This window comes from Phormidesmis priestleyi BC1401 (genome assembly GCF_001650195.1).
Classification (GTDB): domain Bacteria; phylum Cyanobacteriota; class Cyanobacteriia; order Leptolyngbyales; family Leptolyngbyaceae; genus Phormidesmis_A; species Phormidesmis_A priestleyi_B.
Genome location: NZ_LXYR01000006.1, coordinates 38,299 through 63,262, shown reverse-complemented (window position 1 = coordinate 63,262; position 24,964 = coordinate 38,299). Strand labels below are relative to the sequence as shown.

General features: G+C 50.4%; 21 protein-coding genes. 8 read left to right on the top strand and 13 right to left on the bottom strand.

Going from position 1 to position 24,964, the window contains the following annotated elements:
• Positions 1–109 precede the first annotated feature (109 nt).
• A complete protein-coding gene (locus A8707_RS05225; RefSeq protein ID WP_231947945.1) occupies positions 110–2,335 on the top strand; it encodes an IMS domain-containing protein in 2,226 nt (741 codons plus the stop codon).
• Between the two features lie 119 nt (positions 2,336–2,454).
• Here A8707_RS05225 and A8707_RS27890 read toward each other — a convergent pair whose 3' ends face one another.
• Positions 2,455–2,613: a hypothetical protein gene (locus tag A8707_RS27890; RefSeq protein ID WP_156518369.1), complete on the bottom strand. Its 159-nt coding sequence runs from the start codon at positions 2,611–2,613 to the stop codon at positions 2,455–2,457.
• Positions 2,614–2,737: 124 nt separating this feature from the next.
• On the opposite strand from A8707_RS27890, the gene A8707_RS05220 reads away from it, so the two are divergent.
• The 4 genes from A8707_RS05220 (at position 2,738) to A8707_RS05205 (ending at position 6,730) form a co-directional block, all read left to right on the top strand.
• Entirely contained in the window at positions 2,738–3,526 is a 789-nt protein-coding gene (locus tag A8707_RS05220; RefSeq protein ID WP_068815815.1) for a response regulator transcription factor, read from the top strand.
• A gap of 91 nt (positions 3,527–3,617) precedes the next feature.
• Positions 3,618–4,958, top strand: coding sequence for a PAS domain-containing sensor histidine kinase (locus A8707_RS05215; protein WP_068815742.1), 1,341 nt, complete (start codon positions 3,618–3,620; stop codon positions 4,956–4,958).
• 126 nt (positions 4,959–5,084) lie between these two features.
• Complete coding sequence (locus A8707_RS05210; protein ID WP_068815741.1) at positions 5,085–5,876, top strand: pseudouridine synthase; 792 nt, start codon at positions 5,085–5,087, stop codon at positions 5,874–5,876.
• On the top strand, positions 5,873–6,730 hold the full coding sequence (locus tag A8707_RS05205; RefSeq protein ID WP_068815740.1) for a helix-turn-helix domain-containing protein: 858 nt from the start codon (positions 5,873–5,875) through the stop codon (positions 6,728–6,730). The genes A8707_RS05210 and A8707_RS05205 overlap by 4 nt, the downstream gene beginning before the upstream one ends.
• Positions 6,731–6,740: 10 nt before the next feature.
• Here the strand turns inward: A8707_RS05205 and A8707_RS05200 are convergent, their stop codons facing one another.
• The 4 genes from A8707_RS05200 to A8707_RS05185 all read right to left on the bottom strand — a co-directional run bounded on the left by A8707_RS05200 (position 6,741) and on the right by A8707_RS05185 (position 10,642).
• Complete coding sequence (locus tag A8707_RS05200) at positions 6,741–7,406, bottom strand: SOS response-associated peptidase (protein ID WP_068815739.1); 666 nt, start codon at positions 7,404–7,406, stop codon at positions 6,741–6,743.
• A 78-nt stretch (positions 7,407–7,484) separates the two neighbouring features.
• The gene (locus A8707_RS05195; RefSeq protein WP_068815738.1) at positions 7,485–7,967 is read right to left on the bottom strand and encodes a rhodanese-like domain-containing protein; all 483 of its coding nucleotides are present in this window, start codon (positions 7,965–7,967) and stop codon (positions 7,485–7,487) included.
• 401 nt (positions 7,968–8,368) lie between these two features.
• On the bottom strand, positions 8,369–9,298 hold the full coding sequence (locus tag A8707_RS05190; RefSeq protein ID WP_082906236.1) for a M23 family metallopeptidase: 930 nt from the start codon (positions 9,296–9,298) through the stop codon (positions 8,369–8,371).
• A 144-nt stretch (positions 9,299–9,442) separates the two neighbouring features.
• Positions 9,443–10,642 carry a BMP family ABC transporter substrate-binding protein gene (locus A8707_RS05185; protein ID WP_068815737.1) on the bottom strand — a complete coding sequence of 400 codons (1,200 nt, stop codon included), beginning with the start codon at positions 10,640–10,642 and terminating at the stop codon, positions 9,443–9,445.
• A gap of 230 nt (positions 10,643–10,872) precedes the next feature.
• Between A8707_RS05185 and A8707_RS05180 the strand changes: the two genes are divergently transcribed.
• A complete protein-coding gene (locus tag A8707_RS05180; RefSeq protein ID WP_068815736.1) occupies positions 10,873–12,048 on the top strand; it encodes an NAD(P)/FAD-dependent oxidoreductase in 1,176 nt (391 codons plus the stop codon).
• Here the strand turns inward: A8707_RS05180 and A8707_RS05175 are convergent.
• The 4 genes from A8707_RS05175 to A8707_RS05160 form a co-directional block, all read right to left on the bottom strand.
• Entirely contained in the window at positions 12,045–14,042 is a 1,998-nt protein-coding gene (locus A8707_RS05175; protein WP_231947943.1) for an iron uptake porin, read from the bottom strand. The genes A8707_RS05180 and A8707_RS05175 overlap by 4 nt on opposite strands.
• Before the next feature lie 103 nt (positions 14,043–14,145).
• The gene (locus tag A8707_RS05170) at positions 14,146–16,713 is read right to left on the bottom strand and encodes a M1 family metallopeptidase (RefSeq protein ID WP_068815735.1); all 2,568 of its coding nucleotides are present in this window, start codon (positions 16,711–16,713) and stop codon (positions 14,146–14,148) included.
• Between the two features lie 136 nt (positions 16,714–16,849).
• The gene (gene argF, locus A8707_RS05165; protein WP_068815734.1) at positions 16,850–17,785 is read right to left on the bottom strand and encodes an ornithine carbamoyltransferase; all 936 of its coding nucleotides are present in this window, start codon (positions 17,783–17,785) and stop codon (positions 16,850–16,852) included.
• Between the two features lie 303 nt (positions 17,786–18,088).
• On the bottom strand, positions 18,089–19,288 hold the full coding sequence (locus A8707_RS05160; protein ID WP_068815733.1) for an HhoA/HhoB/HtrA family serine endopeptidase: 1,200 nt from the start codon (positions 19,286–19,288) through the stop codon (positions 18,089–18,091).
• A gap of 196 nt (positions 19,289–19,484) precedes the next feature.
• Between A8707_RS05160 and A8707_RS05155 the strand changes: the two genes are divergently transcribed.
• The gene (locus tag A8707_RS05155) at positions 19,485–19,847 is read left to right on the top strand and encodes a metal-sensing transcriptional repressor (RefSeq protein WP_068815732.1); all 363 of its coding nucleotides are present in this window, start codon (positions 19,485–19,487) and stop codon (positions 19,845–19,847) included.
• Positions 19,848–19,878: 31 nt separating this feature from the next.
• Here A8707_RS05155 and A8707_RS05150 read toward each other — a convergent pair whose 3' ends face one another.
• Positions 19,879–20,538, bottom strand: a complete 660-nt coding sequence (locus A8707_RS05150) for an NAD(P)H-binding protein (protein WP_068815731.1) — start codon at positions 20,536–20,538, stop codon at positions 19,879–19,881.
• Between the two features lie 428 nt (positions 20,539–20,966).
• Between A8707_RS05150 and A8707_RS05145 the strand changes: the two genes are divergently transcribed.
• Positions 20,967–21,653 carry a DUF1997 domain-containing protein gene (locus A8707_RS05145; protein ID WP_068815730.1) on the top strand — a complete coding sequence of 229 codons (687 nt, stop codon included), beginning with the start codon at positions 20,967–20,969 and terminating at the stop codon, positions 21,651–21,653.
• 82 nt (positions 21,654–21,735) lie between these two features.
• Here A8707_RS05145 and A8707_RS05140 read toward each other — a convergent pair whose 3' ends face one another.
• Genes A8707_RS05140 through A8707_RS05130 form a run of 3 tightly spaced genes read right to left on the bottom strand, consistent with a single transcriptional unit; the run spans position 21,736 to position 24,835 of the window.
• Positions 21,736–22,428, bottom strand: a complete 693-nt coding sequence (locus tag A8707_RS05140) for a DevA family ABC transporter ATP-binding protein (protein WP_068815729.1) — start codon at positions 22,426–22,428, stop codon at positions 21,736–21,738.
• An 11-nt stretch (positions 22,429–22,439) separates the two neighbouring features.
• Positions 22,440–23,678, bottom strand: a complete 1,239-nt coding sequence (devC, locus tag A8707_RS05135) for an ABC transporter permease DevC (RefSeq protein WP_068815728.1) — start codon at positions 23,676–23,678, stop codon at positions 22,440–22,442.
• Complete coding sequence (locus tag A8707_RS05130; RefSeq protein ID WP_231947942.1) at positions 23,678–24,835, bottom strand: ABC exporter membrane fusion protein; 1,158 nt, start codon at positions 24,833–24,835, stop codon at positions 23,678–23,680. The genes devC and A8707_RS05130 overlap by 1 nt, the downstream gene beginning before the upstream one ends.
• Positions 24,836–24,964: the final 129 nt, after the last annotated feature.

Genomic DNA, 24,964 nt, shown 5'->3' with positions numbered 1-24,964 from the left:
ATGCTCACGTCTGAGTTCCCGAATGTGATCTGCTGACTTTGCATCTACAGGGTATGATGGCACTCAATTGATTGTTGTCCTGGTTTTCGCCACTATTTATTGCTCACCGATGGGGAAGTCAACCGTGCGTATTCCGCTCGATTATTATCGGATTCTGGGTTTACCCATCCAGGCTACTGCCGACCAATTAAAGCAGGCGCATCGCGATCGCACCCTGCAACTTCCTCGCCGTGAATATTCTGAAGCGGCGATCGCGGCGCGTTGTCAGTTGCTTGATGAAGCCTATTCGGTGCTGTCGAAGCCAGAACAACGCCAAAGTTATGATGCAGGCTTTTTGGCAACTGCTTATGAGCCAGAACTAAGTCAGCCAGAGTTAGCGCAGAATGGCACGATCTCTGACCCAGACACTCGATCGCCCAGCATTGAGATTCAAGAAAAGCAACTCATTGGTGCCCTGCTGATCTTGCAAGAATTGGGCGAATATGAGCTAGTCCTCAAATTAGGTCGTCCTTATTTAAGCAGCGGCAACGCGAATCTGAAAGATGGACGCTTTGGCGATCCCAGAATTGTTTTGTCAGATATTGTCTTGACCGTGGCGCTGTCGTGTCTTGAGCTAGGTCGCGAACAGTGGCAGCAGGGACAGTATGAGAATGCGGCAGAGGCTTTGGAAACGGGACAAGAATTGCTGCTGAGAGAAGGGCTATTCACTAGCGTTCGGGGCGAGATTCAGTCTGATCTCTACAAACTGCGCCCCTATCGAATTTTAGAACTCTTGGCGTTGCCTGACGAAGACTCGATCGAGCGGCAAAACGGCTTGAGACTGCTGCAAGATATGCTGCGAGAGCGAGGCGGCATTGATGGTGCGAGCAACGATCAGTCTGGATTGAGCATTGATGACTTCCTGAGATTCATTCAGCAGTTGCGCGGCTATCTCACCGCCGAAGAACAGCAGACGTTATTTGAAGAAGAGGCGCGTCGTCCGTCAGCAGTGGCGACTTATCTCGCCGTCTATGCACTGATGGCACGCGGGTTTGCCGAACAGCAGCCTGCGCTGATTCGTCGCGCTAAGGCAATGTTGATGCGGTTGGGCAGTCGGCAAGATGTGCATCTCGAACAGGCGGTCTGCGCTCTGCTGTTGGGGCAAACCGAAGAAGCGAGTCGTGCGTTGGAACTCAGCCAAGAATACGAACCGCTCGTCTTTATTCGCGAACATTCACAAGGGGCACCCGATCTATTGCCAGGGCTGTGTCTCTATGCCGAACGCTGGCTGCAAGATGAGGTGTTTCCGCACTTCCGCGATTTGTCAAAGCAGCGCGTCTCGCTCAAAGACTATTTTGCCAACGAGCAAGTTCAAGAATATCTCGAAGAATTGCCCGCCGGATCTGACTCAGCAGAATGGGCGGCTCAACGTCATTGGAACCGCCGAAGCGTTGCTGCTCAAACGATCGCTGCCGCTCAACCTTCTGCAATCTCAGCGTCTAACGGGCGACCTGTCCGATCTGCCCAAGTGTATGAGACGACGGGCGATCCCTCATCTCGCACCACTACGGCAACGCTGGCAGCCGGAGCCGTCGCTGCTAATGTCGTCGCAATGCCCAACGCCGAACGCATCGCCAACCTCTCGCCCGAAGGCAGCCTACAGACTCCTGAAAATGGGCAAGGACGATCGAGCAGCGATCGTCAGCGTGGCAATCTCGATAATGGTCATCGCGTCCCAGATGCAGACGACTTGCCGCCTCGTCGCGGAAGTGGTCAGACTGCAAAAGTCAAGCGTCGTCGGGGGCTGCCTCTGCCTCTGCTGCTGCTAGGAATTTTTGCGGTTGGGGCAGTGGGCTTTTTGTTGTTGCGATCGCTGAAGTTTCTCACGTCCAGATCCACAGATGATCAGCTCTTGGTGCAGCTTGACCAGCCTGTGATTGACATCCCTAGTCAGACGGCTACAAATCCGCTCTCTGGCGAGATGAATCAAGCGACGGCTCAACGAGTTCTAGAGTTTTGGCTAGACGCGAAGAAAGACGCGATGGGGCAATCTCACACCATTGAGAAACTGACGCAAGTGTTAGCCGAACCCAAACTCGCAGAGTGGCGCAAAAATGCCGACGATGCAAAGCGGGAAAACTGGTACAAACGATATGAACACACGGTAAAAGTAGACACGGTTGAGGTCAGCCCGACCGATGCGACTCAGGCGACTGCCAGTGCAGCGATCGCTGAAACCACCCAATATTACGAAGGCGAACAGCTTGCAGACACCAAAACTGAAAATCTACAAGTTCGATATTCGCTGGTGCTGCAAGATAATCAGTGGCGCATTAAAGACTGGCAGGTTCTTTAGGTTCAATCATTGGATTGGCGCGATCGTAAAGCTGATTGCAGTCTCTGGCAGTAGGTTTGTTCAAGAAGCTTTAAAGTTGAACCATTAACGCTTCCGGAGGCATCTTTAAGGGCTTTTCTTTAGAAGAATTTCTGGTGATCCCCGCCTGTCGCGCTCGTCTTAATGGCAGGAATGCCCAGCGCCGTTGCAAGCTTAATTCTGGCAAAAGAATACACCCTCGATCGAGATCCTGCCTCCAGCCGCATCGCTCTAAGCACCATCGGACTTTTGTTGATCATCCCTCTTTGGCTATCTCTTTTTGGAGGCGACACTCTCTGAGCAAGAAAGACTTGTATCCATTCATACTGGCAGCGAGATTAATGCTAGAATTCTTGTGAAAAAAGTTTGCCTCCAGCACTTATGATGCCAATTGCGTCAACGGCAGAATCTAAGAACGCTCAACCCAGTATGAAATTGGGCAGAGTTCTCATTGTTGAAGATGAAGACTTGATTCGAGACACGATCGCTCTGACCCTGAGCGAAGAAGGGTATGAAGTGCTGACCGCCGCCGATGGTCGCAGTGCTTTAGAGACCATTCAACACGCCACTGGCAAAAGCAGCCAATCACCCTCAAGATTTCCCAACCCGTCCGATTCTAGCAAGCTCGATCTGATTATCTTAGATCTGATGCTGCCTTATATTAACGGGCTTGATCTCTGTCGGCTGGTGCGTCGAGACGGCAACAGCATTCCCATTCTTATGCTCAGTGCAAAAGGCACAGAGACCGATCGGGTCGTCGGCTTAGAAGTCGGTGCCGATGATTATCTGACCAAACCCTTTGGGATGCGAGAACTCGTCGCCCGGTGTCGAGCACTTTTGCGACGACATCAGCAGTTTCACACCTCTAGCCAAGCGCCTACTCTAAAGTTTCAAGATATCGTTGTTTTCCCGCAAGAGTGTCGCGTCACGGTGCGCGGAGAAGAAGTCAACTTCTCACCCAAAGAATTTAAGCTGCTAGAGTTGTTTGTGGGACACACAAAGCGCGTTTGGTCACGAGATCAGCTTCTTGAAAAGATCTGGGGACCTGACTTTATCGGGGACAGCAAAACGGTTGATGTGCATATTCGCTGGCTGCGAGAGAAGTTGGAAATCGATCCCAGCAACCCTGAATATTTAGTCACCGTGAGAGGCTTTGGCTACCGCTTTGGCTAGAATGCGCGAAAATTGAAAGGTCGAAATTAGAGATTGCAAATCGTCACCTGTTTTCAGTCTTTGATCTTCTATTTTTCATTCTTTTTTGCCTGTGAACCTTTTGTGGTTTCTCGCGGGACTCGCGATCGGACTGATGCATTTAGCTTGGTATCGAGCACGACTGAGTTTGCAACTCAAGCAGATTACCCGCAGTCTAGACGTGACCGAGGCGGCAACCCCGTTTTCGATCTCGTCTCAAATAACGGCAGCGATCGCCAATTATCGGCAGGTCAACCAAGACCTAGAGCGTCAATCAGAAACCTGGAAACAGATTGTCAACTGTGCTCCTGTGGGCTATTTGCAGGTTGACGAAGACAATCAGTTGACGCTGTGCAACTCGCAAGCCTGTCACCTGCTGGGCATTTCAAACTGCGACACGCTTCAGCCGCGACTGCTTTTAGAGCTGGTGCGCTCCTATGAGCTAGATTTTTTAATCGAGCAAGCACGAGAAACCGAAAAGCCGTCTCAGCGCGAGTGGATGTTTTACCCCACCTCAGTGGATGCCGCTAACTTATCAGACCAGCGCACGACTCCGATTCGGGGCTACGCGTTTCCTTTGACGGGCGATAATGTGGGCGTGTTTTTAGAAGATCGCCAGGAAGCGTTGACCTTGGCACAACAGCGCGATCGCTGGACATCGGATGTCGCTCACGAACTAAAAACGCCGCTCACCTCGATTCGATTAGTGGCAGAAACGCTGCAATCGCGACTAGAACCGCCCACTCGCAATTGGGTCGATCGCCTGCTGACAGAGGCGATTCGGTTAAGCACGCTCGTTCAAGAATTGTTGGATCTCAGTCAGCTAGAGGTCAACCCAGGTCAGCGGCTGAGTTTAAAGCCGATCGATCTAGTCGAGCTGATCCATTCTGCCTGGCTAAGTTTAGAGCCGCTGGCGAGTCAAAAGCATCTTAAACTCGATTATGGCGGTCCTGCTCAGTTGCTCATTCAAGCCGATGAGCCTCGACTGCATCGAGTGCTGCTTAACCTATTTGATAATGGGATCAAATACAGCCCTGTTGAATCATCCATTCGAGTTAAGGTGAGTCTTCAAAATCATTCATTTACCCAATCGGGCAAACTGTCTCAACAGATTCAGCTTGATATCATCGATGCAGGGCAGGGCTTTCCCGAAACGGCGTTACCTCACGTTTTTGAGCGGTTCTATCGAGCTGATCTCTCTCGATCTCGCAGCGCAGAACAACGAGATTTCGCCACTGCCACTCAGCCTATCCAACTAAGCAGTGGAAGCGGATTAGGACTCGCGATCGTGCGGCAAATTGTCGAAGCGCATCAAGGCGCAGTGATAGCAAGTAATGATCCCGACCTGGGAGGAGCCTGGTTACAGATTCGGCTACCGTATTCTGAGATAGAAGATCTAAGCAAAAAGGCTTAACTTTGTAGTAGATTGAGCTAAGTGCTACATGATGCGATCGATATACATATTAGTATTTATACAGAAATTCATTCCGTAGAAACTGTTGAGTTCCGAAAAATCAAGGATGTATTAGGCGCTTATGCCATGCATGAACGAGTGCAAAAAATTCTTTCTCAGTGGGGCATTGCTTCCCGTCGTCAGGCTGAACAAATGATCCTAGAGGGTCGCGTTCGTCTCAATGGAGAAGTAGCACAGTTGGGGCAAAAGACGAACCCCGCTCTTGACGAGCTAGAAGTAGACGGTAGAATTGTGAAGCCGATCGCCCGCCCTCAATTGCTCTATCTGTTGCTTAATAAACCTGCGGGCGTTGTTTCGACGTGTGACGACCCCCAAAACCGTTCCACCGTCTTAGATCTGCTTCCTCAAAAAATTAGTCATGGTCAAGGGCTTCACCCGGTGGGTCGCTTAGATGTAGAATCAACTGGAGCGCTGCTCTTAACAAACGATGGTGACCTAACCTACTATCTGACTCACCCTCGCCACCATATTCCTAAAACCTATTGGGTTTGGGTTGAGGGCGTTCCTTTAGAGCAAACGCTAAAGCAGTGGCGGCAGGGAGTTTGGTTAGAGGGTCAAAAGACTTTACCCGCTCAAGTCAAAGTCATTGATCGCACAGCAGCAAAAGCACTCTTAGAAGTCATTCTCAGAGAAGGGAGAAATCGACAAATTAGAAGAGTGGCAGACCAATTAGGGCATCCCGTCCTTCAGCTTCACCGCACCGCGATTGGCTCTATCCATCTCGATATCCCCGGCAAGTCTGCCATGTCAAGCGGCGGTTATCGCCCTTTAGAGAGCTTTGAGATTCGTAGTCTGAAAGACCCAATCGATCTGATAAATGTTAAGTCGCCAGCAGAGATCCAGGAGCATAGCCGATGAATAAGCCAACCCTCCCAAAAAATCGAGAACAAGCAGAACGGCTAGCAGAAATGGGGTTGCAGTTGTGTGAGCTGAGACAGCAGCAAGAAATCTCTATAGAACAAGTTGCCAGCCAGACTCGAATTCAGCCCCGTTTGCTGCGAGCGATCGAGCAAGGCAAAATAGAAAACTTGCCTGAGTCTGTTTATATTCAAAGTTTTATTCGTCAATATGCGGACGCGATCGGCTTAGATGGGGTCAAGTTTGCGAGCGCATTCCCAACCCTCTATCGGCTTCCTGACGTTCGCCCGTCTTGGCGCAGTCTACCAGGAGCACAGTTGCGTCCAGTGCATCTATATCTGCTGTATGTGCTGTTAATTATTTCTGCCGTTAACGGGCTGTCTTATTTCCTCAATCGCTCACTCAGGCAGCCTGAACTGGCGAATGCAGAGATGAACGTGCAGCCAATAGCTCCGACTACGATCGGTCCCATAAACCCCTTACAAGCTGTAGAAAAGTCAAATTTGGCACCAAAACTGCCAGGGGCACAGAAGGCGGTTCGAGTTGGGTTAATGCTAACGTCACAGTCTTGGGTTCGAGTCGTGGCAGACGGCAAAACTGAGTTTGAAGGCGTTCTTTCAGAAGGGACTCAGCGCACTTGGGCTGCTAACCAGAAAGTCGTCGTTCGGGCGGGGAATGCTGGAGGAGTCATGGTGTCGTTTAACGATGGACAGTCAAAAAAGCTGGGAGAACTGGGTGAGATTGAAGAAATGGCGTTTCCTCCCGATCCTCGTTTTGCGACGTTACCCAATGCTGTTCATGAGATGAGCGTCAATCTATTAGCGCCTCGCGAAGCCAGTTCTCCTAATCAATAGTCCTTCACCTTTAAATCGGAGTGACGCACTCTGGAACATCGTTCCACGGGCTGTTGACGCTCACACTAACGGGGTAAGCGGACATGCGATCGGCATCGTAGGGACGCAAAAGCGCCTGTAGCGGTTCTGAGGGCTGAGGAGTGGGATCGAGCCATTGATCATAGTGGTCTGTAGGCAAGATGACGGGCATCCGATCGTGCACTTGAGCCACTAGCTGATTTGCCTCTGTTGTTAAGATCGTACAGGTTTCTAATACGTCGCCTTCTAGAGCCTGCCAGCGCTCCCACAGGCCCGCAAACGCAAACGGACTGCCATCCTGTAATTGGAAGTAGAAAGGCTGCTTCTTGCCCGACTGCTTGCACCACTCATAAAAGCCATCGGCAAGAATCAGACAGCGATGTCGCTTGAAGGCAGACCGGAACGAAGGTTTTTCAGCCACGGTTTCCGATCGAGCGTTGATCATCTTTACTCCGATCGCCGGATCTTTTGACCACGACGGAATTAACCCCCATCGCAGCGGTTTGAAATGACGATCGCTTTTTTCAGTTGCCATGATCGCGGGAATGGTTTGCGTGGGTGCAATGTTATAGCGAGGCTGCCAGTCAGGAACCTCGGCAAGTTGAAAGGCTTGGGCGATCGCGTCTCCGGCAAGACTTTGACTAAATCTTCCACACATAACAGAATTAATTTATAAAAAACAGGTAATGGATACTCGTCCTAATCCATTACCCGCTCACAGAGATTTGAAATCGGATTATTCAAAATCGATCTTTTGAGTGTCCATGTGGTGTTTCACCTGAGACACTACGTTATAGGCGTGCTCTCCCGGCTCTTCACGAGCATCGACTGTACCTTCAGTTGAGCCACCGACCGCCTTCCACTCGGTCAATCCACCTTTTAACTCGGCAACCGAGCGAAACCCTGCTTCTCGCAGTGTAGCAGCCGCCTGTGCAGTCTCCTGGTCATTTGCGCCATAAAGATAAATATCACGTTCTGGCTCCAGACTGCCTTTGGCAAGGGTGACTAACTCAGTGAGTGGGAAGTCCATCGCGCCCATCACATGGCTGTCATTAAACAGTTCACGAGGACGAACGTCCAAAATCGTCAGTGCAGGTTCGCCCCACTCTAGACGAGATTTGAGATCATACACCGAAGATTCTCGCTTTAACCCAGGCGGAGTTGGCGTGATATTGGGCAATGCCTCTTTAACGTTTTTAATAATATCTTCAAGTCCCATAATTACCTCAACTTTTTTAATAAACTTCCTCTGCAAATGTAGTGAAAAGTCGAGGGAGAGACAATCTATCTCAGGTGAGAGGCGGCGATCGTCTTTAGGCATATAAAGATCTTGCGTTGCCAAATGCAGATATGAACTACCCTCATTCCCAACCCTTCTCCTCAAGGAGAAGAGAGCCAGAACTCTTGTCCCCTCTCCTTTCGGGAGAGGGCTAGGGTGAGGGTAAAATCTGTGCTTCATAGATCGATTCAGCAACGCCAAAAATCGTTCGCCACCCTGTTGAGGAGACAAGCACAATTAAAGTCAACCTGTGGGAGCGAGTTTCGGCTCCGCTCGACCTGCTGAGAGTTCTGACTTTGAGCAAAGCCGAAGCGCCTCTTACCGTCAATCCCGTTTGCTGACTATTGAAAACCGTCGTATCTCCAAGGAGTCGGATCAACTGCCAGTCCCTGCACATATAAGCCCCAGTGTAGGTGAGGTCCAGTTGCTGCACCAGTGCCCCCTAGAGCACCGATCGGTTGCCCCGCTTTGACCATCTCTCCCTCTTTGACGTTAATGCGGCTGAGATGGAGAAAAATGCTCGACACTCCCTGTCCGTGATCGATCCCAATGCAGTTGCCGTGAATCTTGAATCCCTCTGACTCACGACCAATTAGAGCAACCCGCCCAGCCGCCGGAGCGATCACCGCAGAACCGTAGTTCCCAGCATAATCGACACCACGATGATAATAATCTTTGGCAAACTCGCCGTTGTAGTAGCGCCGCACGCCGTAGCCTGTCGTGATTTCACCTGCATTCGGACGCAGTAATTTTCCTTGCCAAAACTTTTGGGGGCTGACAATTTGCTTAAAGGCATCAACCCGATCGAACTCCAAATCAGTTCCGTTATCCCCTTTGCCCGGAGGCAGCCAGATGCTCTGAGTCGGGAACGATCGCGGCTTTAAGTTCACCGTTAGTTCTTGCACGGTTTGCCCGTCGTTGACTCGCAGCGGCAGCTTACCCGGACGATCGAGCGGAGTAGTCGGCAAGAGTGCCCGAAACTGATTGTTCCCCTGATCAAACGTCGAGTAGGTTTTAGCGCCCATCGTCACCGTGGGATTGCTGCTCGACTGAACCATAACAGAGAGCGTGTCACCCAACTGAGGAGATGCAGGCGTAATCTTGGCTTGCAGAGCACGAGAGGGTTGCGCCATCGTAAGCGCGATCGCGACTAACGCGGCTAGAGATGACTTGAAAAGGAACGATCGCTTAAACCAAGCGAGTCGGATGACTGAAATGAAGCGATCGTGCGTCTGCAATAGTGTGCCGAAACCCGTGTGAGGAAGGGTCATCGTGAGTGGAACTCCTTAGCGATCTTGGATTTTGGATTGACTGTTAATTGAGAAAACCAAGTGCAAATTTTGGTTCAATAATTCTAGAGTTGTTTGACCCTTATAAAACCGCAACCTCTACAAATCCAAAACCCAAAATCTCGTCTAGGCGGTTTTACCAATCACTCCGTCTACCAGCCAATTCATCGCCTCAAGTTCGCCAGCTTTTTGAGCATATTCCTTTCCAGGTGCCAGCAACACCTTGCCTGCGTTGTCCTTCAGTTCGCCTTTATAGATCGTTAAAGTGCCAGCCATGAGTTGAGCTTTTGCGGCTTCTGCATCTTTCTTCGCTGCCTCACTAACCGCAGGACCATAGGCAGATAGCTTGACAAAACCATCCCTTAGCCCCCCGCGCAGAAGATGAGGAATTCCCCCATTCATTAGAGTCTTGCCTTCTTGAATCATCTTGGCATAGTTGGTGTAAACGCTTGTCCAATCCCACTCTGCCCCGGTTAAATAGCCTTTTGGAGCCAGCGAAATCTGGTCTGCGTGGTAGCCACCTGTGTAAACGCCTCGCCGTTCTGCCGTTTCGATCACGACTTTGGGGCTATCTACGTGGCACGTAATCACATCAATTCCCTGATCGACCATGCTGTTAGTGGCTTCTGCTTCTTTCACCGGAACTGACCAATCACCCGTGAAGACGACTTGCGTGGTGATGGTGGGTTTTATGCTGCGTGCGCCCAGCGTGAAGCTGTTAATATTTCGCAGAACTTGTGGAATTGGTTTTGCGGCGACAAATCCTAACTTGCCTGTCTTGCTGGTGTGGGCGGCAACAATTCCCGAAATGTATTGCATCTCGTCGATATAGCCGAAATAGCTGCCGACATTCTTAGGATGCTTGCCTTCAATATACATACCGCCACAGTGGAAGAACTGCACCTCTGGATATTCAGCCGCAACTTTGAGCACATGGGGGTCAAAATAACCAAACGAGGTTGGAAACAAGACATTTGCTTTGTCTTGCTCGATCATGTTCCGCATCACTTCCTGCACCTCAGTGGTTTCAGGAACGCTTGCCTGGTCGATCGTTTTCACACCCGCAACTTTTGCCAGCCCCTCCTTTCCTTGAAAGTGAGCCTGGTTATAGCCAAAATCATCTTTGGGTCCAACATAGATGAAGCCCATGACTAATTCTTTTGCCGAGGCTGACGAAGCAGCCGGAGAAGCACCGCCACTGTTAGCCGTAGGTTTAGCAGGGGTGCAGCCCGTCCAAAGTCGCGATGTTGCGCCAAAGGCACCCGCCGCTAATAAGCCTCGAATCACTTGACGACGCGATAGCGATGAAAGGGGTTGATGACTCAAGGGTTTCTCCTTAAACTGAGTTGCTTGTAAACGTAAAGTATACGAATTATGTCAGTCGGGTTCCAGAATTCGATTGAAGCATCCCTCTTTAGGGTGATTTTGTATTATAAATCACGGTTAGAGGAAGTGACTTGTGTGAGACAGCCCTCTTTTAAAAAAATGTTAGCGATCGACCGTCGATCGCTCCATTCATCCTTTAGACTGCCCATAGTCTCAAGTCTTGAACTCTTATGACAACGTATGACTGGATTGTGATCGGGGCTGGAATCACAGGGGCTGCACTTGCTTACGAACTGGCAAAACAAGGCTTTTCAACCTTGCTGTTAGAGCAGCACGACTCCTTAAAGGGAGCCACCCGCTATAGCTATGGCGGCATTGCTTACTGGTCGGGCACAACTGAGCTAACCCGTCAACTCTGCGCAGAGGGCATCGATCGCCACCGCATTCTGTCAGACGAGTTAGACGCAGACACGCAGTTTCGAGAACTAGATTTGCTGCTGACGATCGCCGCGCACAGCGATCCGCAAACTTTGGCACAGCGCTATACCAGTTTTGCAACTCCACCTCGCTTGCTGAGTGTTAGAGAAGCGTGTGAGTTAGAACCGTTGTTGAATCCGACAGCGATCGCGGGGGCACTCACGGTTCGGCACGGTCACATTGATGCAGAACTGACGACTCAGGCATATTGTCGAGCCATGCAGCGCTTGGGAGGTGACCTCAAAATCGCTCAGGTGACCGGGTTTGTGAAAGCAAGTGCCAGTCGGATCGCGGGAGTAACTACGGCGATCGGCACCTTACACGCCGCTAACATTGCTATTTGTGCTGGGGGAATCACCCGCCAACTGCTGCAAGAATCTGGGATTTGGGTCAAGCAATACTTCACCCATGCTGAGATTATCGAAACGCCGCCTGTCGATTTGAAGTTGAGCACTTTAGTCATGCCAGCCGAAGCAGAGCGGTTTCAGCTAGAATCTGCCGCGACTCAGCCTGTAGTTGCAGACCTGTGGAACGAACCGGGACATGAACCTGCGCCTGCGATTTTAGATGCCGGAGCCGTTCAGTTTTTAGATGGCAGAATCCGGATCGGGCAAACGAGTCGCACTCTGACCGATCCCAACGCGACGATCGACCCTATTCAAAGCGAAGCCGACCTGCGAGCCAAAATCAGCATCGTCTTACCCGCCCTTGGAAGTCTCCCTGGCACCTGGCACCATTGCACCATTGCCTTTAGTCGTGACAGCCTCCCGCTTGTGGGTGCCATTCCCTCAGTTGAAGGCATTCACCTCTTTTCAGGATTTAGCAACCCACTCGCGATCGTGCCGCCGATCGCCCAACGATTCGCCACCCACATGACTGGAAAAACTGACGAGATCATTGAGCAGTTGTCGCCTAGCCGACTCAGTTAGAAATTAAACTGCGTCCGTAAGCTGCCTACAAAAACAGTAGGATTGCTGTCGAAGTTGTTGGCGTTAAAGATGGCGTAGAACGTAGGCACCAATGCAATGTTCTGACTGAGCGGATAGAAGTAAGAGGCTTCTAGCTCATATTGGGTGCCGCCATCGCCCCCTCCAGATGCAAAATAGGTGCGCCCTTTGGTGATATCCATGGGCATCAAGAACGTCAGGGTGCCCAGTGCGCCTTTCTTGCCGAAGTCAGGGAAACCGACCCCGACCTGGAACGATTGAGTTCTGACTGTTTGGTCGATCGGGTTTAGCCTTGTATTGGCGAAACTGTAGCGCCCAAACACACCAAACCCTGGGGTGAGCATCCAATCAGCGTTAATCCCAAACATATCGGCTGTGGCATATTTCAGACCGCCGCCTACTACGCCATTTGAGAAGCCAGGACCTGCATCTAAATATCCATAGGGAATCGGTTCTCCGATCGCGCCCCCGACCTGCCCACCGTATGCCTGAATGCGAGTGCGGTTGTACTGCAAACGCAGGTTAATGTTGCTCGTGGGCGAGAAGGTGAGTTCGGCTGAGGCAGTGTTGGTGCCGCCAAATAACCCAAACTGCGGGTTGCTCGACGTGTTGTAGCCAAACTGTGAGGGTAAGAATTCAGTATTCTCGCCCAGATAGCCAACTACCAGGCGGAACTGCTTGCTGAGAGTCACTTCAACGACAGCACCTGATCCGCGATCGATCGAGTTGGATTGAGTGCTGTTTGAGGTGTCAAAACTGGCACCTGAGTTGAAGACAAAGTTGAAGCGGTTAGCGTCAAAGTGACGATACCAGTTAATGCGAGGACCGACTGTGATTTTTACCGCGTCATTGAGCGGAAATGTGTAGAAGAGGTCGTGAATCACCACATCAGGAACCCCGTTGTTGACACCGCCTGTTTGGTCAAAGAAGGGAACGCCCGACGCATTAAAAAAGCCAGCCGACGCATATTGGTTATAGGGAGAAATGCCATTTCCAGCCGCCAACTGCGTCACCAACTGGTCTTTGCCACTGAAGGACGTTGAGAGAGTCAACCAGGTCAGAAAGCTCGTGGTGATGCTGGGATCTTGAGCCGTCAGGACGGTCGGTCGTCCGGCGAGGTCGCGGGTTGCAAAGAACCGTCCGAGGGCATTCCCTTCGCTGCCAGGCGGACCTTCAAACTTGACTCCTTTGCCAGCAGTTGCGCCCGTAACGTTGATCCAGACGTTGCCAAATAGCTTGGTGGTCGTTGAGAACTGCTGTTTTTCAAGGGTGGTGGTTCGCGCTTCGAGGGCATCGACCCGACCGCGCAAGGTGGCTAATTCAACCGCAAACTCTTCTTGCAGCTTTTGCAGCGTTGCCAGGTCTTCTTTTTTGACGAGATCTGCGGTGGAAGCGGCGATTAACTCGTTGACGCGATCGAGACACGCGTTCAGCCCTGCCGCAAATTCATAGCGAGTCAGCGCTCGGTTGCCGCGATAGGTCTTGTCAGGATAGCCCACAATGCAGCCATAGCGCTCGACCAGAGATTGAAGCGCCTGAAATGCCCAATCTGTCGGTCTAACGTCTGTTAATTGAGACACCGACGTGACTTGCGATAAAGCTTGGTCAGCCTCGGTTTCAGGGGCATTTAGATCAGCGACTCCGTTGACTGCATCCAGGCTGACAGTTGAGTCTGTGACGGTGTTGACCGGAGACTGCGACGCGATCTCATTTGGCTTCTCAACCGCCAACGGGGCTAAAGGATTGGCAGCAAGGGTTTTAGAAGAAGGTTCGAGGCTTTTTAAATCAGGCTTTGCGAGGGTTGAAACGGTTAGAGAATCAGCAACAGCGAGTTTAAGGGGTTTTGGAGCCGATTCTGCTCGACTGACCTGAGAATTGGCACTGTAGAAAACTGCCCACGCGATCGGAGACAGCAACAGAGACTTCCAAATTTTGGACTTGCTAAACATCAGCCTCACACCTATATCTGAAGACATACTGAACTGTGAATTTATCAGACATAGAATATTGCTTATGTAGCGTTAGGTACAAGTTGTATCCTAAAGAACATAGATCTATGAAGCTGACGTGACAAAGGGGTCAAGCCTTCGCCTCCAAACTTTCTAGACGGCTTTTTAGCTCCTGATTATCTTTTTTAAGCTGATCAACTTCCTCGCGCAGTTGCTTGACTGCTTTGTCAGAACCCACCCTCTTCTGCACGGTCTGAACTGATTCTTCTGCAATGCGGCGCACTCGTCCATCGGGGGTTTGATCAGCGAGTGATTGCAGAATGCCGATCGCTTTCGTCGTTTCCATCTGTCCCAAGGCAATGACAACTGCCACCTGAGTCAAAAAGAATGTTTCTCTCGACAGTTCCTGCAATCGCTCTAAAATCCGCTCTAAGTTGACGTTGGTTTGTCCGCTAGAGATGGCTCCAAGCGCACGAATTGCTGCCAGACGAAGCGGTTGTGAAACTCCGATCGTCGTGGTTTCCAATATCAGATTTAAGGCAGATTCAGACGTTTTTAAGTGACTGAGAGCACCGATCGCGCCCGATCGCACGACTTCGTTCCAGCCCTGCCGCTCTTTGAGAACGCTTTTCAGCAGCTTCAGCACTTCTTCCTCGTTGGAATCGCCCGATCCAGATGTCGCGACTTTGCCCAAGCTTCGCAGAGCAGACGCTTCGACGTAATAGCTGGCATCGCCTTTTTCAACCACATACTTGAGCGCTTCATAGCTTTCAGGGGTTTTGACGTGTGCCAAGGCTTCAACCGTGGCTCGTCGCACTCGCGCTTCTGGATCTTTGAGTCCCAGTAGGACACCTGCGATCGCTTGATCGAGCTTGACGCTGGCTAGATTTCGGCAGATTTCAGCCCTGACCGCCCAAAAACCGTCTTTTTGCAGCGCTTCAGATAAGGTTTTGACGGCTTCTAGTCCGCCCTTTTTGGCGATCGATTCCACAGCATAGAGGCGAGAAATCGGATCGGGATCGTGCTGAAGTTGGGCTTTGAGTTCTGGCATTGGGTACTCCAACACCACGGTTTTGAGATGATGATTGCCAACATCGAAACTGACAAAATCCGGTTTTTGTTCAAGCGGGAAGTAGAAACTTTGCTCCCGATCGTGAACCCGAACCGTAAATGATTTCACTCCACTGTCTGCGAAGCCAAAGCCGATCGGAATCTTCAAATCAAACAATTCTTTTGGATTGGTCTCGCCGACTTGAGTTTGAGTGACGGTAACTTTAGCGAGATTGCTGTCTCCGTCCCACGCATACGCCACTTTATAGTCAGGATGTCCGCCTCGATAAACATATTGATCGAATAAGAACATCAGATTGCGTCCGGTGGATTTTTCAATCGCTCTCAGCAAATCCACCGTTTCGACCGTTTTATGGGCATTGTCAACCAGAAACGTCGCGATCGATTTCCAAAACAAATCGTCACCCAACTCAGCCCGAATCATGTGATAGACGCAGGCTCCCTTCTCGTAAATGTGGCGATCGTAAAGCTCGATCGCTTCTCGATAAACGTGAGTCACGAGGGGGCGACGATAGCGAGACGCATCTTCATCTAAATAGCTGCGAGCTTCACCCAACAGGTAATAAGCGGCATCGTCCAAGCCATATTCTTGCTCAAACCACAGCACTTCTGCGTACGATGCCATGCCTTCTTTAATCCAGGCGTGTGACCAGTGCTTGATCACCACTAAATCGCCAAACCATTGATGCGCCAATTCGTGAGCGACTAGAGATTCGGTGCTGCGGTTGTCGATCGCGGCTCGTTCATCGAGCAAACAGCGATCGGTCAACAGCGTCGTTGAGGTGTTCTCCATACCGCCGAAGATGAAGTCATCGACGCAGACTTGAGCATATTTAGGATACGGATAGGGATAGCCATATTTTTGGCTAAAAAACTCAATCATTCGGGGCGTTTTGCCCATGCTGAGACGAGCTTGCTCCTCACGCCCTTTCTCAACGTAATAGGTGACGGGCTTGCCTTGCCACTCATCTTTTAATTCGGCAAAGTCGCCGATCGCCAACGTCACCAAATAGCTGGGGTGAACCTGCTTTTGCAGCCAGTGATAGACTTTACGATCGCCCTTCGTTTCGGTGCCAATCAGTTCACCATTTGAGATCGCCATCAGCGGCTGCGGCACATTGACCCGGATCTCAGAGGTGGCAAGCTGCCCTGGATAGTCAAAACAGGGAAACCAGAAGCGAGAATCTTCGTCTTCGCCTTGAGTCCAAACCTGGATAGGTTTAGCGGGATAGTGTTTGTCAGGCGCGACGAAATAAATGCCTCGCTGCGGTTTTTCGACCTGGTAGGCGATCGCCAGTTCAATCACAGATCCGATTTTCGTCGGCTGCTTGAGACGAATGTGAAGCTGTTCGCCGTCATAGTCAAAGGGTTGCTCGACATTTGCAACTTTAACGGACTGAATATCGAGATTGACACCATCAAGCGTCAAGCGATCAATGCCGTCGCGAATTGGATTCAACCTCGTCACGCACGTTCCTTTGTAGCTCTGATTAGGGACATCAAGCGTTAAATCGAGAAAAATATGCTCAACTTGCCCCGGACGATCGGGCACATAGTGAGGACGCGCCCCCGGCAGTTCAAAAGATTTGTGGCTGTTGTTGTCAGCATCGAGATGAGAGTGCAGCATGGTTAGTTAATCTAATCGCTCTATTGAAACGCTTGTTGAGAAGAAATATAAGGGCTAGGAGACTAGTGTGAAATAAAATTCTCTGCTAGCGTTGTCCGTAGGTTCTGGCTCCGAAGCCCGATCGACCGATACTTCATTAAACCAGTCCTAATAGGCTTGCCATCAGAGCTTTTTGAGCGTGCATCCGGTTTTCTGCCTGATCCCAAATTTTAGATTGAGCACCCTCCATCACGCCATCCGTGATCTCTTCGCCTCGATGCGCCGGGAGACAGTGCAGCACGATCGCGTCTTTGTCGGCATAGTTCATCAGTGTTTCATTCACCTGATAAGGCTGAAAGATCGGAATCCGAGCATCGGCGAGGTCTTCTTGCCCCATGCTTGCCCACACGTCGGTGTAGAGAACCTGGGCACCTTTGGCAGCCGCGATCGCGTCATTCGTCAAAATCACCTCAGAGCGTCCGGCGGCGATCGTTTTGGCTTGCTGCACGATCGCCTCGCTAGGCTGATAGTCGGTTGGTGATGCAATGCGAATATTTATGCCGACGAGCGCACACCCCAACAACAGAGAATGAGCAATATTATTGCCATCTCCTAAATAGGTCAGCGTCAGACCTGAAAGTTTGCCAAACGTCTCTTGAACCGTCTGCAAATCCGCCAGAATTTGACAGGGATGCTCTAAATCAGTCAAGGCATTGATGATTGGAATGTCTGCATATTGAGCAAAGGTTTCGAGGTCTTGCTGATCAAACGTGCGAATCGCCAAAATATCGACATAGCGATCGAGCACCCGTGCCGTATCCGTAATCGGTTCACCCCGACCCACCTGAGTAGAACTGACTGCCAGATCGATCACCTGCCCGCCCAGTTGAGCCATCGCCACCGTAAAGCTAACGCGGGTGCGGGTAGACGCTTTATAAAACAGCAGCCCCAGCACCGGAACGTGACCGTTGACAGTCGCGATCGAGTTCACCTTCCCGGCTTTCATTTGTGCCGCCAGGTCAAGCAGGGCTGCGATCTCCTCTGCGCTGAGGTCTGCTAGCGTCAACAAATCCCGTCCCTTTAATCCACCCATTTAATCCTCGATCGCTGCGCCTAAACAACTGAAAGCAAAAAACCTTCTGCACCTCAGCAGGTCAGAAACATCTGAATCTACATCGACACAAGCCAGTATCATAAAACCCTATCAAATCTAAAAGGGTTAACCTAGTGCAAAAGTTTCGAGTTTTCTAAAGTCATACCAAATTGAACAACGAATTTACCCGATGCTGTAGAGCCGTTTTGGTGGAACGTCTCACCGCTTTCGCCGTGACCCACCATCTGCCGCGTTCAGAAATAAAATTGGTATGACCTTCTTGAGAATTTGCCTCAAAATTCCCTAGCCAGCATTCTTCAACTCAGCCGTCTTCACCGAAAGCTGCTGAGTTTGATCGCCCCGTCGCAGTTGAACTTTGAGCGTCTGCCCCAACCGACTATTTTCGACAACCCCTTGAAGTTGTTCAGCCTTTGTGACCGCTTGCCCATCGATCTGAGTAATCACATCGCCGCGCCGCAGACCCGCCACCGCCGCAGGCGTGTTGGGCAACACCCGAATCACAATCACCCCATTCACTTCGGGCACTACAAACGCCGAATTGGGATCGCTGTTGTTTTGCTGGGCAATTTCTGGAGTCAGCGTTGTCATCTGCACACCCAGATAGGGATGCGGAATCGTTTCGCCTCGTGCCAGTTGATCTTTGATAGATTTTGCTTTGTTAATCGGAATCGCAAACCCAATCCCCATCGCGTCTGCTCGAATAGCGGTATTGATCCCGATCACTTCGCCTCGATCGTTCAACAACGGTCCCCCAGAATTTCCAGGATTGATTGCGGCATCGGTTTGAATAAAGTCAATCCGTTTGTCAGGAATGCCAACCTGAGCGCTCGATCGCTTCAAGGTGCTGACGATCCCCAATGTCACGGTGTTGTCTAAACCGAGCGGATTGCCCACCGCGATCGCCCAGTCGCCTACCTGCACTTGATCCGAGTCAGCCAGAGGCGCAACGGGCAGATTAGTGCCGTCGATTTTGACGACTGCGAGATCGGTCACTTCATCAAAGCCTCGCACCTTGCCTTCAAAGGTGCGCCCGTCTTTGAGCGTTACGGTCACTTTATCAGCACCGTTGATGACGTGAGAGTTGGTCAAAATCACCCCACTCTGATCGATCAAAAAGCCCGACCCTTGACCCCGCAGTCGTTCTTCTCTGGGAGCTTGAGGAATTGCCTCGTCTCCAAAAAAGCGCCGAAAGGTCGGATCTTCATAGATGGGATCAACAGTCGCTCGTCGAGTCACCGTCCGTTCTGTGTCAATGCGAACGACAGCGGTTCCCATCAGTTTGACTGCCTCTGCAACAAAGCTGCCTTGCTGAATCGCTTTAGGCGGCACGGCGGCTTCTGTGGTCTGAGGAGGATTGGCTAATCCTAATAGAGGAGCAGCTTGAGACGGGAGAGGATAAGCGATCGTCACCCCGATCAAAAAAATTGACAGCACCGCTGCAATCGCTCGACGAAGAAATTTAGGAGACTTGTGAAATTGCATAGCATCAACTCATAACGTTCGATCAAGCTGAGGAACGATCGCGCCATCACCACGATCGTTCTGTTAACCACAGTTAAGTCTATTTTGCCAATTTCCGCCGAATCCGTGTGGTTAACAAACCAGTTCTTCTGGAAACCCCAGTCTGTAGTCTAAGATCGTAAATACCCTTAGAAAACCGCTTCAGAGGCGACTTGTTATGACAACTTCCGATCGTCCCCGCACTCCAGAGCTAGACAGCCACTCTGACGCTGATCATCCTCACGATCATGGCTCTTCTGTTCATCCCCACGTTCACACTGAGGAGTCACAGCGTAAAGTCGTGAATCGCCTTTCTCGGATTGAGGGGCACATCCGAGGCATCAAGACAATGGTGCAGAGCGATCGTCCGTGTCCTGATGTGCTGGTGCAGATTGCGGCGGTTCGAGGTGCGCTCGATCGCGTAGCTCGGATGATTCTCGACGAACACCTGACTCAGTGCATCGCTCGTGCTGCCAAAGAAGGCAATATCGAAAATGAAATTGAAGAATTGAAAGCAGCCCTCGATCGGTTTTTGATTTAACGATCGGAGGCTGGCACTGGGTTCTAAATCTCTAAGCCACTGCTGCAAACAGTGCCTCAAGCGGCTTCTCTGCTGCATCGGGTGTCGCGACAATTTCTACAATTTTGTTGCGCGCACTGGGCTGAAAGACGGCTTCTACACAAACCTGTGCCACCTTGGTGCGGGGAATGCTGCCCTCAGAGAGCGTGTCTTGAGACGACATGACGATCGAGTCAGCATTATCTTCATTCTTTAGACCACCAGGACGCACGATCGTGTAAGTCAATCCGCTGTTCCGAAGATAGTCTTCACCCTGCTTTTTCCACACCAAAATTAGCCAAAACAAATTGAGGGGATGGAAAAACTTTGAGGTACACAAAGAAGACACCATCACAAACTGCTCAATTCCCGTCGCTTTGGAGGCATCGACAAGATTTTTGGTTCCTTCATAGTCCACTTTATAAGGACCTGTGGGATCAAAGCTAGGACGGGCACCCGTGGCAGAAAACAGCACTGTGCTGTCTCCAATCGCCATCTTTAAACTCTCGACGTTCATCAGATCGCCTGTCACCAACTCAATGCCCGTCGGCAGCGTCGTTTGTGCAGCTTGAATATCTCGCACAAACGCTCGAACAGGAATGCCTCGATCGACTAGCTGTTGAACGATTCTTCGTCCTGTTTCTCCGGTTGCCCCTGCGACAAATGCTTTCATGAAAACTTTCTCTATAATTTAGTAACGTTTGCTACTGGATCTTTAGCAACTTTCTCGCTATCTTGACATCTGGTAAAGGTAAGACTCTAGAGGACGATTGTTAAATTCGCTGAGAAATGAATGTGTGACTTCGATCATCCCTTGTGCTTGATATGGATTCTAGGATACATTACGCAATGTTGCTGTATGGACGGTTAACGAATCTGTAATCTACTGAGAGGACTTGTAGAAACTACTGAATTTGTAATTTGGCAACTGAAAAAACTCTTAATGTTGGTCAGAATAGGTATCCGAGATAACCGTATGTTTTAACCAGAAGATTTAGATTCTGTAAATTTTCAGGGGAGATGCTCGTTTGTCGTGAAGGATTGAATATCTCAGGGAACTTTGTAAATAGACATAAGGCAACTAACGCAAGAGAAGTGTGCATGCAGTCCCAACCGACCGACCATCAATTTATTCAAACCGCCCACACACGACTGCCCCACCTGTCAGATCTCAACTCGACCTCCCTAGACGCAACTCAAAGTGTGACTGAGCCAACCCAGTTTTGCAGCCACTTTGTAGACAGCATGGATATGTATGCTGATTTGCCTACCGTTTCTAGCTATCTAGACGCGCACTCTGACTGGTTTCATCGCTGTGCCCACCCAATGCAGGTAGACTCGATCGGGCGCAACAGCTATGCGCTGACTGTTGGCAGTTTTGGTGCCTTTGGGTATGAGGTAGAACCTAAAGTTGGCTTAGATCTTTTACCCCAAAATGATGGTGTTTATCGCATCGAAACCGTTCCTGTTCCGGGTTACTCAACGCCTAGCTATGAGGTCGATTTTCGGGCGGCGCTAGAGCTAGTAGAAGGAACTCACCCCGCAACCAAGACGGGATCTGCCTCGGACAAGATGACTCAAGTTCAGTGGCAGCTAGACTTGACGGTAACGATTCAGTTTCCGCGGTTCATTCAGGCGTTGCCTGAGCCGATCATCCAGAGAACGGGCGATCGAGTCCTTCGCCAAGTGGTGCGCCAAGTCTCCCGTCGTCTGACTCAGCGCGTTCAAGAAGATTTTCACGCTTCGCACGGGCTATCGATGCCAAAACGGTCTAGAAAGTGGCTCTGACCTGGTTTTTGGTTCCGATTTGCCTCTCGTGCTTTTACAAATCAGGGTCTTCTCGACCGAGAAGACCCTGATTTGTTTTTGATTATGCAGACGCATCCAAAGACGACAGACGACCATCCTCCATGTGAATGATGCGATCGGCGAGATCTAAAATTCGGTTGTCGTGGGTGACGAGCACGATCGCAGAACCCTGTTTTTTTGCTAAATCATGCATAATTTCGACCACATCGCGCCCCGATTTTTTGTCAAGGGCGGCAGTCGGTTCGTCGGCTAAAACGAGTTTGGGGTTACAGACCAAAGCGCGGGCGATCGCGACGCGCTGTTTTTGTCCGCCCGATAGCTCATTCGGATATTGGGTTGCCCAATCTGCAAGTCCAACGGCTTCAAGCATTGCCTCGGCGCGATCGCGTGACTCGCTAGCAGGAATATCAGAGTGTAGCTCGATCGACATCTGCACGTTTTGCCAAGCCCGCAGCGAGTTGAGCAAATTGTGTGCCTGAAAGATATAGCCGATGTTGCGCCGCAGTTCGACTAATTTGCTTTCTGAGCCTCCCCGCAGCTCTTGACCCAAGACTTTGAGGCTGCCTTCTTGAGTGGATCGCAGCGCCCCAATCAGCGTCAGCAGTGTGGTTTTGCCTGAGCCAGACGGACCTGTCATGATGACGACTTCTCCAGGCTCAACGATCGTGGTTACGTCAAACAAGATCTGCTTGCGGAGTCGCCCTGCCCCAAAATAATGACTGACGTTCTCGATCGTGATAATCGGTTGCAACATAAAAGATAATGCTAAAAGATGTCTGCTGGATCAGCATCTTGAACTTTGCGAACGGCAACGGCTCCAGAAATCACACACATTAAAATCGCTAAACAAAGCACTAAGATTCCTCGATCGAGCGTCATCGAGATGGGCAAAGCAGTAGCACTGCGAGTGACGTTATACAATCCGAGACACAAAATATAACCAGGAATGTAGCCCATCACCGCTAGAATAATCGCTTCTTGAAACACGACAGACAGCAGATAGCGATTTTTATAGCCCATCGCTTTGAGAGTGGCATATTCAGCGAGGTGATCGGTCACATCAGTATAGAGAATTTGATAGACGATCACCGTTCCGACGACGAACCCGATTGCCGTTCCCAGCGTGAAAATAAACCCGATCGCGGTGCTTTCTTTCCAATAGTTTTGCTCGAACGCGATAAATGCTTTTTTAGAAAGAACTCTGACATCTCCGACCACAAAATCTTCTTTGGTTTGGTCAGTCGTTTTCTTCGGGTCGGTTCTCGACGTGCCGGGTAGATTTTGCCTAAACCGAGCCAAGGTTTTCTCAAGGTCAACTCCTGGTTTGAGCTTAATTAGACCGACATCAATCATTCCCTCTCCGCGCTTGGAAAAGATGCGCCGAAAGTTGAGATCGCTGGTGATTAAATTGCCGTCTGCTCCAAACGATGCCCCTAAACTGAACAGCCCACCGACTTTGACGCGACGGCTTTCGATCTCGCTTTTAACCAAGCCTCCAGTCGCTTTAAGTGCCTCAAACTTCTTAGAAATCGGACCGAATTCCTCGCGAGAAGCTCGATCGAACAAAACCACATCGGTGAGCCGAAGTTGTGACTGATTCTCTGCGACTTCTGGCAGCGCGAAAACTTTATCTCCAGGCACCATGCCAATGACAAGAATGCTGCGAGTCTGCGAGGCGGGCGGACCCTCCCAATAAGGATTTTTCCAAATGCCTAACCCCAAATAAATAGGGCTGATTGCGTCAACTCCGGCAAACCCTAGCGACTGATATAGTCGGCGATCGGGAAAGCTTTTCATCGAAGTCAGCGAGGTCGATTGAGGGCTGATCAGGAAAATATCGCCTTCTAACTTTTGATGAAGAGTCACGGCACTTTCAAACAGCGCCGCTTGAAAGCCCAGTTGCAAAAACATCAAGATCACTGCAAACCCAATGCCTGCAAGTGCTACGAGCAGACGAACGGTTTCACGCTTAAGCTGTAACCACGCGAGAGGGATAGCAAACATTAAGGTACGATCGCGACTTTAACTTGTAGATTAGTCAGCCCCGCGACTGCTTGGCTGTTGTCTAAACGAACTTTGACTTCCACAATTCGAGTGTCCGTTTTATCAACGGGATCGGTGTTTAAAACTTCGTTTTTGCGGATTTGTAAACCGACTTTATCGACGGTTCCCGTCAGTTCTCCCGGAAAAGCGTAGCTCGTGATTTTGGCTTTTTGTCCAGGTTTGATGCGGTTAATATAGTTTTCGTCAACCTCAGCAACGACATACATTTGTCCAGTTTTACCGAGTTCTAAAATGCCATCACTGCCAACGATTTCACCCGGATCGGCGTGAATTTTTAGCACCTGACCCTCGATCGGGGCACGCACCACCGCTTTGTCTAACTCAGCTTTTGCCTTTTGCAAGTTTGCGTCTGCGACCTGCACTTGGGCAACCGCTTGCTGCACATCGGTTGGGCGCACTTCAGACACACTGCTTAACACCTGCTTGGCACCTTCTAGCTCAAGCTTGGCTTGCTCTGACCCTTGCTTGGCTTGCTCTCTCACCTTGGCTTTGGTTTCGTAGACTAATTGCCGATTTTGCAGATCTAATTCTGAAACTGCGCCATCTTTAAATAGCTTTTGATAGCGTTCATATTCCCATTGTGCATTTTTAAGCTCTGCATCTGCTTTCAAGATTTCGGCTTCGGCTTTGGGCAACTCTGCATTGGCTTTCAAAACATTGGCGCGTTGGGCATTCACATCCCCCGTTTTGGCTCCTGATTGCACCTGAGATAACCTCGATCGAGCTTCTCTAACCTGCGCTTCTGCTTGCAGCGTGGTTGCATAGAGCGAATCAAAATTATCCATCACGGCGATCGGCTGTTTGGGTTTGACGATCGAGCCTTCTTTCACGAGCAGCCTTTCAACTCGCGCACTGCCAAACCCCGAAGACGGGGCAGCAATCTTCATGACTCCGCCCTCTGGCTCTAATCGACCCAGGGCAGAAACCGCGTCGGCTACTTCATCGGGCGTTGATGAAGGGCTGGCGACCGATGACTGAGATGGGGAACGCAGCATGAAATAGGAAAAAATGCCGAACCCTCCGAGCGCAACAGCGATCGCTGACCCGATCGCAACAGCCCGAATTCCAGACGGTTTCATCAGTGGTTTATCGCTCAAAGCAATCCTCCTGCAAACAGAAGAAACAGGGACTTAAATCGGAATTTGATCACAGCTTTTAAGCGATTAACAGCTTTCGTAAAAGCCTTAAGCAACGAATGGACGTAAATTTTTGACTGAATGTGAGTA

Bases quoted from the DNA above. Each gene is read 5' to 3' on its own strand.
- A8707_RS05210 (WP_068815741.1), top strand. From the start codon at position 5,085: ATGCATGAACGAGTGCAAAAAATTCTTTCTCAGTGGGGCATTGCTTCC.
- A8707_RS05175 (WP_231947943.1), bottom strand. From the start codon at position 14,042: ATGTCTTCAGATATAGGTGTGAGGCTGATGTTTAGCAAGTCCAAAATT.
- A8707_RS05205 (WP_068815740.1), top strand. From the start codon at position 5,873: ATGAATAAGCCAACCCTCCCAAAAAATCGAGAACAAGCAGAACGGCTA.
- A8707_RS05155 (WP_068815732.1), top strand. From the start codon at position 19,485: ATGACAACTTCCGATCGTCCCCGCACTCCAGAGCTAGACAGCCACTCT.
- A8707_RS05225 (WP_231947945.1), top strand. From the start codon at position 110: ATGGGGAAGTCAACCGTGCGTATTCCGCTCGATTATTATCGGATTCTG.
- argF (WP_068815734.1), bottom strand. From the start codon at position 17,785: ATGGGTGGATTAAAGGGACGGGATTTGTTGACGCTAGCAGACCTCAGC.
- A8707_RS05145 (WP_068815730.1), top strand. From the start codon at position 20,967: ATGCAGTCCCAACCGACCGACCATCAATTTATTCAAACCGCCCACACA.
- A8707_RS05220 (WP_068815815.1), top strand. From the start codon at position 2,738: ATGCCAATTGCGTCAACGGCAGAATCTAAGAACGCTCAACCCAGTATG.
- A8707_RS05200 (WP_068815739.1), bottom strand. From the start codon at position 7,406: ATGTGTGGAAGATTTAGTCAAAGTCTTGCCGGAGACGCGATCGCCCAA.
- A8707_RS05180 (WP_068815736.1), top strand. From the start codon at position 10,873: ATGACAACGTATGACTGGATTGTGATCGGGGCTGGAATCACAGGGGCT.
- devC (WP_068815728.1), bottom strand. From the start codon at position 23,678: ATGTTTGCTATCCCTCTCGCGTGGTTACAGCTTAAGCGTGAAACCGTT.
- A8707_RS05190 (WP_082906236.1), bottom strand. From the start codon at position 9,298: ATGACCCTTCCTCACACGGGTTTCGGCACACTATTGCAGACGCACGAT.
- A8707_RS05195 (WP_068815738.1), bottom strand. From the start codon at position 7,967: ATGGGACTTGAAGATATTATTAAAAACGTTAAAGAGGCATTGCCCAAT.
- A8707_RS05160 (WP_068815733.1), bottom strand. From the start codon at position 19,288: ATGCAATTTCACAAGTCTCCTAAATTTCTTCGTCGAGCGATTGCAGCG.
- A8707_RS27890 (WP_156518369.1), bottom strand. From the start codon at position 2,613: ATGATCAACAAAAGTCCGATGGTGCTTAGAGCGATGCGGCTGGAGGCA.
- A8707_RS05140 (WP_068815729.1), bottom strand. From the start codon at position 22,428: ATGTTGCAACCGATTATCACGATCGAGAACGTCAGTCATTATTTTGGG.
- A8707_RS05150 (WP_068815731.1), bottom strand. From the start codon at position 20,538: ATGAAAGCATTTGTCGCAGGGGCAACCGGAGAAACAGGACGAAGAATC.
- A8707_RS05170 (WP_068815735.1), bottom strand. From the start codon at position 16,713: ATGCTGCACTCTCATCTCGATGCTGACAACAACAGCCACAAATCTTTT.